This is a genomic window from Enterococcus sp. AZ084 (assembly GCF_051714905.1).
Lineage (GTDB): Bacteria > Bacillota > Bacilli > Lactobacillales > Enterococcaceae > Enterococcus_B > Enterococcus_B pernyi.
The window spans coordinates 2,045,107-2,057,134 of record NZ_JBIOSS010000001.1; the positions used below are offsets into that span (position 1 = coordinate 2,045,107).

General features: G+C 38.8%; 9 protein-coding genes. 3 read left to right on the plus strand and 6 right to left on the minus strand.

Annotated elements, in window-relative coordinates; all coding sequences use genetic code 11:
* Positions 1–95 precede the first annotated feature (95 nt).
* Together IGI79_RS09295 and IGI79_RS09300 are read left to right on the plus strand one after the other, a co-directional pair.
* Positions 96–800 carry a response regulator transcription factor gene (locus IGI79_RS09295; protein WP_010734999.1) on the plus strand — a complete coding sequence of 235 codons (705 nt, stop codon included), beginning with the start codon at positions 96–98 and terminating at the stop codon, positions 798–800.
* Entirely contained in the window at positions 797–2,539 is a 1,743-nt protein-coding gene (locus IGI79_RS09300; RefSeq protein ID WP_023519976.1) for a sensor histidine kinase, read from the plus strand. Before IGI79_RS09295 ends, IGI79_RS09300 begins: the two co-directional genes overlap by 4 nt.
* A 100-nt stretch (positions 2,540–2,639) precedes the next feature.
* On the opposite strand, the gene IGI79_RS09305 is transcribed toward IGI79_RS09300, so the two are convergent.
* The 3 genes from IGI79_RS09305 to IGI79_RS09315 form a co-directional block, all read right to left on the minus strand.
* Positions 2,640–5,093: a cation-translocating P-type ATPase gene (locus tag IGI79_RS09305; protein ID WP_438845884.1), complete on the minus strand. Its 2,454-nt coding sequence runs from the start codon at positions 5,091–5,093 to the stop codon at positions 2,640–2,642.
* A 224-nt stretch (positions 5,094–5,317) separates the two neighbouring features.
* Positions 5,318–6,202, minus strand: a complete 885-nt coding sequence (locus tag IGI79_RS09310) for a phosphate ABC transporter substrate-binding protein PstS family protein (RefSeq protein ID WP_438845885.1) — start codon at positions 6,200–6,202, stop codon at positions 5,318–5,320.
* Positions 6,203–6,343: 141 nt separating this feature from the next.
* A complete protein-coding gene (locus IGI79_RS09315; protein ID WP_010734995.1) occupies positions 6,344–6,814 on the minus strand; it encodes a hypothetical protein in 471 nt (156 codons plus the stop codon).
* Positions 6,815–7,013: 199 nt separating this feature from the next.
* Between IGI79_RS09315 and IGI79_RS09320 the strand changes: the two genes are divergently transcribed.
* A complete protein-coding gene (locus IGI79_RS09320) occupies positions 7,014–7,379 on the plus strand; it encodes a hypothetical protein (RefSeq protein ID WP_438845886.1) in 366 nt (121 codons plus the stop codon).
* A gap of 145 nt (positions 7,380–7,524) precedes the next feature.
* Here IGI79_RS09320 and IGI79_RS09325 read toward each other — a convergent pair whose 3' ends face one another.
* From IGI79_RS09325 to copB, 3 genes are all read right to left on the minus strand, one after another.
* Positions 7,525–8,106, minus strand: a complete 582-nt coding sequence (locus IGI79_RS09325) for a hypothetical protein (RefSeq protein WP_010734993.1) — start codon at positions 8,104–8,106, stop codon at positions 7,525–7,527.
* Between the two features lie 42 nt (positions 8,107–8,148).
* Entirely contained in the window at positions 8,149–9,471 is a 1,323-nt protein-coding gene (locus IGI79_RS09330) for a hypothetical protein (protein ID WP_438845887.1), read from the minus strand.
* 390 nt (positions 9,472–9,861) lie between these two features.
* A complete protein-coding gene (copB, locus tag IGI79_RS09335) occupies positions 9,862–11,925 on the minus strand; it encodes a copper/silver-translocating P-type ATPase CopB (protein WP_438846069.1) in 2,064 nt (687 codons plus the stop codon).
* Positions 11,926–12,028: the final 103 nt, after the last annotated feature.

Sequence of the window (12,028 nt, forward strand, 5' to 3'; positions counted from 1 at the left end):
TTTTATATTATACCATTTATTTAGCTGGTTAAATAGTCCTTGCCCCCGATTCTGTGCTAAAATAAAGGAGATGAAATTTATCAAAAGGAGAATTTATGAAAAAAGTACTAGTTGTTGATGACGAACCCTCAATTGTAACATTACTGACATTCAATCTTGAAAAAGAAGGATATAAAGTAACCAGTGCTGCAGATGGTCAAGAAGGTCTTGATCTTGCATTGGAACATTCATATGATTTCATTATTTTAGACGTGATGCTTCCTTCGATCGACGGAATCGCGATCACACAAAAACTCCGTCAAGAAAAAAATGACACACCTATATTGATCCTAACAGCTAAAGATGATCAAGTCGATCGAATCATTGGACTGGAGATCGGTGCGGATGATTATTTGACGAAACCCTTCAGCCCTCGGGAAGTCCTTGCACGGATGAAAGCCATCTTTCGTCGGATCGAACCCCGTAAAACTCAATCTGATGAGGCAGAACCAGAATACTTATCCATTGGACAAATCAAAGCTGACTTGACGAATTATCAAGTGACGATCGAGGACCAACCGATCGAACTTACGCCGAAAGAATTTGAGTTGCTTGTTTATTTCATGAAACGCAAAGATCGAGTGATCGACCGAGATACACTGTTGGATCGTATCTGGAATTTTGATTTTTCTGGACAAAGTCGTATTGTTGATGTCCACGTCAGTCATTTACGTGAAAAAATCGAGCGTGATCCGAAACATCCTAAATATTTACTGACTGTTCGGGGCTTTGGTTATAAATTCCAGGAACCAAAACGATGAAAAAACAATGGAAAAAATTCTCCGAGCGCTTATTTTTCCTCGTCTTGTTGCTTGGCTTATTTTTTGGCGGATGGCAGATCATCTCCCATTATTTCCAACAACAGATCATTGAACAGCAAGAAAGTTATTTGACTAAAAAAGCGCAGTTATTGGCTCGTCAACTAGATGTTGAGAATCCTGCTTCTGCTAGTAATAAAGCAGTTCTGGATGAATTTGTCCATCAATCCAATGAACGAGTGACGTTGATCGATCAAACTGGCACGATCATTTATGACACGGAAGAATCTTCTCTGCATGAACAAAGAAAAACACGTCCGGAAATCAAAGCGATCTTAGAAGGCAGTACGCTTGGCACTTCACTTCGTAAGAGTACGACATTGAACGAAGAATTACTTTATGTCGCCTTGCCTATCAAAGTCAATGGGAAATTAGTAGCGATCATTCGCATCGCTGAACCTACAAGTGGCTTTCTTCCTCGCACGGAAAGTTTTCGCCGTTGGGTATTTGGTTTCTTCTTAGTTTTCTTTCTTTTATTGACATTTATGATTTACTATCTGATTTACCAACGGAACCAACCACTCAAAACAGTGATTCCTGTTTTGAAAAAGATGGTCAAGAACCCGGAACAAACGGAGATCATTATGCAGACTTCTGATCAATGGGAAGAATTATACCAGACGATCAATGGCTTGAGTGAACAGATGACCAAAATGTATCGCGCCTATACGACGACGGAAGAGCAATTATACAGCTTGTTGAATGAATTGATGATCGGTGTCTTTCTGATTGACTCCAATGCGACACTGCGTCTGCTTAATCCAAAAATGCAAGTCCATCTAGGTGTGAAAGATTATCAAGAAAATCAACATTACACAGAAGTGATCCGCGAACCAAAATTGATCCAATTGATCCATCAAGTTTCTCCGACTGAACCGATCGTTCATCAAGAAGTCACGATTGCTGACGGTACGCAAACTCTTGATATCAGCTTGCGTTATTTCAATAGTTCAGAGGATACTGGCCAAATTTTAGGTGTTGCTTATGATCTGACAAAAGTCAGACATTTAGAAAAAATGCAAAAAGATTTTGTCGGCAATGTCTCACATGAATTAAAAACACCTGTCACTTCTTTGATCGGGTTTACTGAGACTTTACTGGACGGTGCAAAAGAAGACCCCGACACACTGACTGAATTTCTATTGATCATGCAAAAAGATGCGATTCGTTTAGATAAGCTGATCCGAGAAATTATTCAATTATCAAAAGACGAAGAGAGTTTACATGAAACCCAAACGATCTATATGGAGCCTTATTTCCAACAAGTGATCCAAAGCTATCAACCAATGATCCGGAAAAAACAGTTGACGATCAAATTGATTGGAGAAAATACTGCCTTTACGACACATCCTGATTTGCTTTACCCGATCATCAAAAACTTATTTGAAAATGCGATCCAATATTCAAAAGAAGAAAGTGAGATCATCATTCGCTACGAAAGCCACGATCAACTGATTTTCTCTGTACAAGATTTTGGTATTGGTATCGATCGCGAAGATCAAGAACGCATCTTTGAACGTTTTTATCGTGTAGATAAAGCGCGTAGTCGCCATTCAGGTGGTACAGGATTAGGATTGTCGATCGTGAAAGAATACGTGAATTTACTTCATGGAACGGTGGAAATCGAGAGTCACCCTGGTATCGGCTCTACCTTTATTGTGAAGATCCCTAAAATCAATTAATCGTGAACCTGATAGGTATAAATGAAAGAAGCGTCAACCTCCAAGAACATTTCTGTTTTAGGAGGTTGACGCTATCTCATTGTACCCAATAATTCTTCGCTCATTTCTTGAAAAATGGAAATACTTTTCTCCAACGTTTTTTCGTACGTGTCGTATCGATCTTATCTAAATGCAAATATTTTTCCACGAAAAAAGTCAACTGACGAAAGATGGATTCTGCTGCGAAAAAGAGCATGACCACCATTAAGATAGACACTGGCGAAATGGCTGATATTGAAAATAGTTTATGCAAGAAGACAACAGAAAAGACGATTCCACTTGCACAAAATAGCATGATCCGTGTTCGAAATTGATTCAATGGTTGACAGATTTTATAAAGGACTAAAAAGCCAACAACGATCAGCAACATGGTAGAGGCTGTCGACGTATCGGTTTTGTTCAGATTTAAAATTGAACCACCCACGACTAAAGCGCCTACCACCATCATATCGGTCAGACCACCCGGAATGGCTTTTTCCAAGACGTTCTCAATGAATCGGCCTTTGATTCGGTTTTCATTTTCTTCCAATGCTAATAAAAAGGAAGGTAACCCGATCGTGAATAAACTGATCAATGTGATTTGTGAAGGTTCTAATGGATAAGTGAATGCAAAAAGAACAGAAAAAACAGACAATAAGAATGAAAAAATATTTTTTACTAAGAAAAGACTGGCAGAACGTTCGATATTGTTTACGACACGCCGTCCTTCGCCAACGATCTCTGGCATTTTAGAAAAATCTGATTCTAATAAGACCACTTGTGCGGCCTGCATCGTCGCTTCATTTCCTGATGCCATCGCAATGCTACAATCGGCTTCTTTCATCGCCAAGATATCATTTACCCCATCCCCAGTCATCGCCACTGTATGCTTCTCTTTTAGTAAACGAACAAATTCCTTTTTTTGTTCTGGTTTGACACGGCCAAAGACGGTATATTTTTCCATGGCTTCTGGAAATTCTTCTTCCCTTAACGAGGAGACATCCACATATTGCTCCGCGTTTGAAATACCCGCTTGTGTGGCAACATGAGCAACTGTCGCTGGGTTATCACCAGAAATCACTTTGATAGCAACTTCTTGTTTCTTAAAGTAATTAAACGTTGCTTTCGCTTCTTGACGGATTGGATTGGCAATCAATAAATAACCTAACGGGATAACGGCTTCTTCCAAGTCTTCTTGTGACAGTACCCCTTGGTATTCACCGAAAACTAATACACGATAGCCTTGATCCGTATACGCGCTAAATTCAGAAGCATAACTCGTGAACGCTTCACGCAAGACCATTTCTGGTGCTCCAAGGACATACGTTTTATCCGTAAATGTCACGCTGCTATATTTTCTCACAGAAGAAAAGGGTAAACTTGCTGTTGCCTCCCTGTCAGAATGCTTCGTGAAGTAATTTTTGATTGCTTGCATCGTTTCATTGGCAGCTTCGATTGCCTGTGCGTAGTCACCAAGTAATTCATCCAACTGATCTGCTGTTTGTTTTGCTAAAGGATTTTCAGGAATCAGCACACGTTGAACGTCCATTGCATTTTCAGTGATTGTTCCTGTTTTATCGACACATAATACATCCACTCGTGCTAACGTCTCGATACTTTTCATGTCATGAAGCAACACTTGTTGTTTCGCTAAGCGTGTCGCACTCATTGCTAGAGCAATCGTCGTGAGTAGGTACAGCCCTTCAGGAATCATACCGATCAACGCAGCTTCCATCGAAACAATACTTTCCCTCAACGTATTGCCATTGTAAAAATAGCTTTGAGAAAATAAGGTCAATCCAATGGGGATAATGATGATCCCTACCCACTTGATGATCCTATCTAACGAAGCAATCATCTCTGATTGTTCTCCAGTACCCATTTCTTTTGCCTGCATCGTTAATTTGGCAATATAAGATTCATTGCCGACTCGTGTCAACTGAACCTTCGCTTTACCCGCGACGATGAAGCTTCCCGACATTAGTTCGTCGCCGATTTCCTTATTTATCTCATCCGCTTCACCAGTCAATAGCGCTTCATTCACTTGTAGATTGCCGTCTATGATCTTTCCATCTGCGGGGATCTGGTCTCCTGTTTTTAGAATGACGAGATCATCTAGCACTAACTCTTCGATAGTTATCTTCTGTTCTTGACCATTCCGTAATACTTTGACCGTTGCGGCGTGTAACATGCTCAACTGATCCAAGATTTTCTTGGAATGGATCTCTTGATAGATTGCGATGCCCGTATTTGCCAATATGACAGGTAAAAAAGTCAAATTTTTATAGGAATTGACGACACATAATAGAATCGCTAAGACTAAAAAAATCAGATTGAAATAAGTAAAGACATTCTCCATCACGATTTGCTTGTTCGTTTTAAATGTAGGACTCGTTGCTTGATTGACAGCGCCAACACGGATTCTTTCTTGTACCTGTGTGTCTGTCAGCCCTTCATTTTTGTTAGGATCAATGCGTTCTAATTGTGCCAACATTTGCTGCATCTGTTTTTCTCGCTGTTTTTCTTTTCTTCTCATAACTAATCCCTCAACTTTTTTTCTACTCTTTAACCATACGTCATTTCGTTCAATAAATCCTCAGATATAACTGATATTCTTCTTTCAAAACTGTCATATGGAAAAAAACGAAAACGTAGAGTGTGCAATAAACTAAAAAAGCTTAGATCCTCAACGAGGAACTAAGCTTAATGATCAATGGTAGTCGTTATGAATAAACATGTGATTGAAAGATGTATTCAATCTTATGATAAGTTACCTTCTGCGTCACGTTCAACTTTCATCATGCTGATCGGTAGGTAGCCTAAATCTTGTACTGGTCCTTCTTGAACGGCATCTGTCATCATGAAGTCTAAGAACTTCTTCACTTCTGGTTCAGGTTCGCCATTTGTATACATATGCTCATAAGACCAAATTTCCCAGCTGTTGTCTGAGACATTTTCAGGAGTTGGCTCTACGCCGTTGATTTTCAACGCTTGAGTAGAATCATCTAAATAAGAGAAAGCTAAATAGCTGATCGCACCTGGTGTTTGTGAAACGATTTGACGAACTGTTCCTGATGAATCTTGTTCTTGAGATTGTATTGGTACAGCGCCATCTAATGCCCAGTATTCAAAGGTTGCACGAGTGCCGCTTCCGTTGGCACGGTTGATGACGTTGATTTCTTGATCCGCTCCGCCTAGTTCACTCCAGTTAGTGATCTTACCAGTGAAGATGTCGATCAATTGTTCTTTTGTAATATCTTCAACGCCTGTATCTTTATTTACGATTGGTGCCATTCCAACAACTGCTACACGATGGTCTACTAATTTACTTGCGTCGATTCCATCTCTTTGTTCTGCAAATACATCAGAATTCCCGATTGTTACAGCGCCTGCTGCTACTTGACTAAGTCCTGTTCCACTTCCGCCACCTTGAACAGAAATCTGATAGTTGGGGTTATCTTGTGTAAACATTTCTTGTGCAGCATCAACTAAAGGTTGCAAAGCGGTTGAACCGACCGCTACGATTTTTACTTGATCATCTGAACTAGCCGAGTTGCTTGCTGATCCATCCGTACTTCCTGAACCAGAACCACATCCAGCTAAGATAAAACCTAATACTCCTAAAGAAAATAAAACTTTTTTCATTTATATGCCCCTTTCTTAGTTACAAATTGATTGTATCAGGGTACTGTAAATCCTAGATATTGAATATGTAAAGTTATTGTTAAGTTGTGTAAATATATCGTAAAACAAAAAAACGTCCGAAAATGGACGTCCTACAAAAAGCTATATCTTTTCTATAAGTAAAGATTGTTCACGGATCTCTGTATAATAGAATAGGCCGACTGCTAACGCAAAGGAAGCAATCGCTACATAAAAACAAGGTTTGATGGTCAAAAAATACATCGCAGAATAGCTTGTATCTTTTAGTCCACTTTCACTTAATCCATTCGGACCGATGATGATCCTCGGTAATATCGAGAAATAAGATGTAAAGACCAGCATAGAAGAAAACTGGATCAAATGCCAATTATACTTTTTTATAAATGTTTTTGAAACGATCAAATTCACACTGATCAAAAAATAAAAAAGGGTCAATGTTGGAAAATTTTTGGAAATAATAAAGCCACTTCCATTGATGATGCCAAGAATCTCGGCACCTTGTACCACTGCATTCACCCATGTAAAAGGCAAAAGAAAAATTGGGAAAAACCAAAGAAACAAATACAATTGTTCTAGTTTTATTCTCTTTTTCATACAAAACCTCCCAAAAGACACTCCATCTATCATACTATATTCTATTTCTCTAAAAAAACTGAGGGGAAAGACTAGTTTTTTAAGAATAAAGCAATGAGAGTTTATTCATTTTATTCAGAATATTTCTAAAAAGAATTGATTATTCATTGTTTGATTTTACAATTAAAACAAAGGAGAACTGACTTGGAGGAATGGACCTTTGCAATTATTCTACATAAAAAAAACAATCTACTTATTGATGTGTGTGCCTTATTTTTATCTTGCTCTACTTTTTGATTATTATTATCATTCAGTCATCCTATTTATACTATTGATATTTTGGGCTTTTTTCCTTGGTTTTACGTTGAGACGAGCCAATCGTTTAGGAACATTGGTTCTTGGCAATCTTTGTTCTGCGATCACCTCTTATTTATGTTTTGCTAAATGTACTGAATGGCATTTTTTATATCATCCTTTTTCCCCTGAAAAGATCATCTTATTACTCGCTGGTATTTACTTATTTCCACAGTTATTAGGGATCTTTTGGGGTAGTATATTTGCCTATTCGCATAAGCAAGTAAAATAAGCGTTCACTTTTTTAGATAGCAAAATAAAAGTAAAACCCCCAGAGACGGCTAGTGGTCATTAGAGGGCTTTACTTTTATTTTTATATTCTTTTTGGCCTAGGTTCAATGTTTAGCGAAGCAATCAAGGCAACACTTCGTAGTTTTTTATATTTCATGTAAATAGATTTTTTTTATGATCAGCTTATCGAATAGTTGGGATTGACTATCTTGTTCACCGATGATCTCTGCGATCACGATTTTACCATTTGGTTTTTTCCTTAATTGGTAATTGATTTTACCCGTTTCTGTTAATTCATTGAGCATATCAACAACCCCGCCAAAACCAGTTTTCTTCGTGATGAATCCCAATGCCACCATTCGTTCATCAAGATTTTTAGCAGAGATAGATACACCTGTAACTAAATATTGTTTTAAGGCGCTAACCAATTCATCTAACGATTCAGAAGTGGATACGATGGCCGTGCGATTTTTTGTGAATGGTTCGTTTGTCCCAGTTCCATTTGTTTTTGCCTCTTCTGTTTCTGTCGCAACGAGTTGGCGAAGCGTGGCTAATTCTTGCAACAACGTCTCATATTGCTCTTGGGTCAACATCACACCAGCAACTTTTTCACGATTAAAAATATATACGCCTGTTTCAGCTTTTCTAGCTTGGTCAAACACATCCATCGGCGATCTTTTCACTTCTGTAATCGAAGATGTAGGTACTTCTAGTTTCTTTAATTCCAATGGATTTTCCCCCTTTGTTTTTCCAGTCCATTATAGCATATTCTAGCGTTCGATGATTCGTTTACTCGTAAAAGTTATCTTTGTGTTGATCCAATAATCGATGTCTGATAATAGTTTTTCGATTCCAAGTGAGTCTTGATAAAAATAAGTTTTCTGATCATTAGTGAGACTAGCAGAAAAAAAGTGGTCTGTGATGACAAGTTGAGCATAACTAGGTGGCTTACTCCTGGTACATACGTGGATCGATGTGCGTTTGCGATGACGTAACGTTTTATCTAAAATTGCTGCAAGTCGTCTAGCTTCTTCATGGTCATAGCGAAAAAAGAACACGATTTTGACTTCCGGTGCATACATCTCCAGATAGCCTCGTTCATTTAATAATTTCAGCAACATCCTTGCCCAATCGGTTGTTGGCTGAAACAAAGCTTGTTGCAAAGCGATACGAAACTGGTTTGATTTTTCAATAAAATTAGGGATCGTGTCTGCTAATGCTTGGTAGGCAACAGCTTCTTCATGGATAAAGCGATCATGAAGACCAATTGAATATTTTAACCATTCTTGGAATAGTACTCTTGTTATTTTCTTTTTGTTGGAACTTTCAAAATCATTCGTCAACCAAAATAATGAATCTAATTTTTCAGTAACGATCGATAATTTTTGATAGACGGAGGTTTTTTCGATTCTTTCCCACCGCTTGTCTGTGATCAAATGGCTATTCAGTCGCAGGATAGCCCGATAATTCTTTTCTTTTGTCGGAAGCTTTTGTTCAGAGCGAAAGAGTAGTTCTGGAAAAATCTCATAGAAGAACAATTGATGATTTGTAAAAATCTCAATATCTGTATGTTTGGGACGTTGGTCTAGAAGTTGGATGAATAGTTCTGAAAATGTTTGATCATGGTCTTCTTTAAAAAAAGTTGGGAACTCTTTGAGAAAACAAAAAAGTAAATATCTGATTTTCCGTTCAGAACCATAGATTTGCCGCTTTTTGTAGGAAAAAGAAAGATGATAATCCCCTAGCCATTTTTTTAATCGTTCTTGTGCGGAACGATCGTATTCGAAGGAGTATTCTCTTTGTAAAATCAGATCCCGTAATAAACAAAACGAATCCGATCGGATCAAAAATTCAAACAAAAGAAATGGTTCATTGTATGCTTGGTGGTAAACCAGTTGGACTTCTTTTTTGTCATACGCTAGTTCTAAGGGATAATCCTCTGATTTCAATCGCTTCAAATAACGATCGATCGTTTTGACATCGACATCCATCCTTTTTGCTAAGTCGCTTTTCTTCCATCTCAGATCTTTCATTTGGTTGATCAGTAAAAAGATATTCTGTGCATTTTTTGTTAATAATGTTTGCCAATTCATTGCTTAACCTCACTCTATCAATAGTTTTTCCAGAGTGGTTCATCAATACTCTGAAAATGTCTCTTATATAAAGTACGCAAAGAAATATTTTTTATTTTTATTATTTTACTAATTTACAAAATTAACCAGAAATTAATCCAAAGTCTCTCGTTTGTGTAAATCATACCAACGACAAAAAAAGAAGTGGGCCCTTCGTTCTCTCCCACCACCTAAAACCGGATAAACGGCAGGAACAGAAGTAACTTCTTCGGAAATAAGACGCCAGCCACAAAAATTTGAAAAACAATTTTCGTGGCTGGCGCCTTATTTCTTGAGACTGAACACTTCTGTCCCGACCGCATTGACATAGTCATATTCACTCATTATTCAATAATTATTTACTAAAAATGATCATTCTTTGATCTTCAATGTCAACGCATTCAGTGCTACAACTACAGTACTCAATGACATCAAGACAGCTCCAATCGCTGGGCTTAACAAAATCCCGATCGGTGCAAGAATCCCTGCTGCCAAAGGAATGGCAAGAATGTTGTAACCAGCTCCCCACCATAGGTTTTGGATCATTTTCTTTCTCGTTTGTTTGGCTAGATCTAAAAAATGCAAGATATCTTTTGGATCACTGTTGATCAAAACCACATCCGCTGAGTCGATCGCAATATCGGTTCCTGCTCCAATCGCCATCCCGATCGTCGCACGTGCTAAACTTGGGGCGTCGTTGATTCCGTCACCGACCATGATGACTTTTTTCCCTTGTTCCTGATAACGTTTGACGATATCTTCCTTGTCATTTGGTAAAAGTCCGCCATAATACTCTTCGATACCTAAGTATTGTGCGACCACTTCTGCTGCATGTGGATTGTCACCAGTCAACATCACCGGAGTGATATTTCTTTCTTTGAGACTTTGAATAAAGGTTTTTGCTTCTGCTTTGATGATGTCGCCTAAAGCCACTAATCCCACTAAACGATCATCGATCAATAGAAAACTGACTGTATTCCCTTGTTCTTCGTAAGGAGTTAATCGTTCCTTCGCCATTTCAAGTCCTAAACGTTTGATTTCTTTTTCGTTGACTACTTTTACATTTTTATCTGCTACTGTGCCAGTTAAGCCAACCCCTGAAAGATTTTTTTGATTCTCTGCTTGATAAGGAGAAATATTTTGTTCTTTCAAATAACGCATGATCCCAATGGCCAAAGGATGATTGGCGTTTGCTTCTAAGGCACCTAGATATTTCAATAGTTCTTCTTGAGGATAATCATCATCTAAGCTTTCGATACCCGTGACGGTGAATTTCCCTTCCGTCAACGTACCTGTTTTATCCAGCATGATGACATCTAACTCATTGGCTTGTTCTAAGGCGCGACGACTTTTGAGCAACAATCCATTTTTAGCAGCAATCGACGTCGAACGTGCAACAACTAAAGGAATCGCCAAACCTAACGCATGAGGACAGGCAATAATGAAGACGGTGACCATCCGTTCTAAAGCAGTTGGTAAATCGGTTAAAAAGAGCCACACAACAAATGCCAATAGACCGGCGATCAATGCGACATAAAACAACCATTTGGCTACTTTGTCAGACAAAGATTCTAGTTTTGACTTTTCACCTTGTGCTTGACGGACCATATCCATGACTTTGGCTAAATAGCTATTTTCACCAGTTCCAGTCACTTCGATCTCAATAGTGCCGTCTCCATTGATCGAACCACCGATCACTGGATCAGATGTTTGCTTTTTGACCCCTTTGGATTCGCCAGTTACGGCAGATTCGTCCACGATCGTTTCACCTTTCAGGATCTTCCCATCCGTTGGCATTTTATCTCCTGCTCGAACGACTAAATGATCGCACTCTTTGACCTCTTTTAAAGAAACCGTCTCTTCTGTCCCATCTGTTCGTAATCGTTTGACCGTTTCCGGTAATAATTCTGCTAATTTCTGTAACGCATTACTTGCATTAGAAACGGCACTCATTTCGATCCAGTGCCCTAATAGCATGATGACGATCAACGTCGCCAATTCCCAGAAGAAGTCCATCACATGAGTATGGGGATTGATGAGATTTGCGATAAAAGAATAGACACTATAAACATAGGCGACACTGATCCCCATAGCAATCAAGGTCATCATTGCTGGACTTTTTTGTTTCAATTCCGTTTTAGCGCCACTTAAAAAAGGTTGTCCGCCATAGATGAACAAGATGGTCGCCAGGATCAAGACGAGCCAATCAGAGCCAGGGAAAGTCACTTGAAAGGGAAATTCCATGCCCATCATGGGAGAAAACAAGATGATCGGAATCGCTAGCAACAAGGACAACCAAAATTTTTGTTTAAAATTTCCCATGTGCATCGAATGATCCATCCCGCCGCTCATATGGTCATGATGATCCATTGAACTATGGTCCATTGAACTGTGGTCCATTGAACTGTGGTCCATTGAGTGATGCTCATGTGCCATGCTCTCGTGGTTCATTTTTGTATGGTCCATACTCGTATGATCTATTTTATGGTGTGTCATGTTCGTTTGTTGCTTCATTTCATCATGATGATGCTCGTGCATC

Bases quoted from the DNA above. Each gene is read 5' to 3' on its own strand.
- IGI79_RS09295 (WP_010734999.1), top strand. From the start codon at position 96: ATGAAAAAAGTACTAGTTGTTGATGACGAACCCTCAATTGTAACATTA.
- IGI79_RS09300 (WP_023519976.1), top strand. From the start codon at position 797: ATGAAAAAACAATGGAAAAAATTCTCCGAGCGCTTATTTTTCCTCGTC.
- IGI79_RS09305 (WP_438845884.1), bottom strand. From the start codon at position 5,093: ATGAGAAGAAAAGAAAAACAGCGAGAAAAACAGATGCAGCAAATGTTG.
- IGI79_RS09310 (WP_438845885.1), bottom strand. From the start codon at position 6,202: ATGAAAAAAGTTTTATTTTCTTTAGGAGTATTAGGTTTTATCTTAGCT.
- IGI79_RS09315 (WP_010734995.1), bottom strand. From the start codon at position 6,814: ATGAAAAAGAGAATAAAACTAGAACAATTGTATTTGTTTCTTTGGTTT.
- IGI79_RS09330 (WP_438845887.1), bottom strand. From the start codon at position 9,471: ATGAATTGGCAAACATTATTAACAAAAAATGCACAGAATATCTTTTTA.
- copB (WP_438846069.1), bottom strand. From the start codon at position 11,925: ATGGCACATGAGCATCACTCAATGGACCACAGTTCAATGGACCACAGT.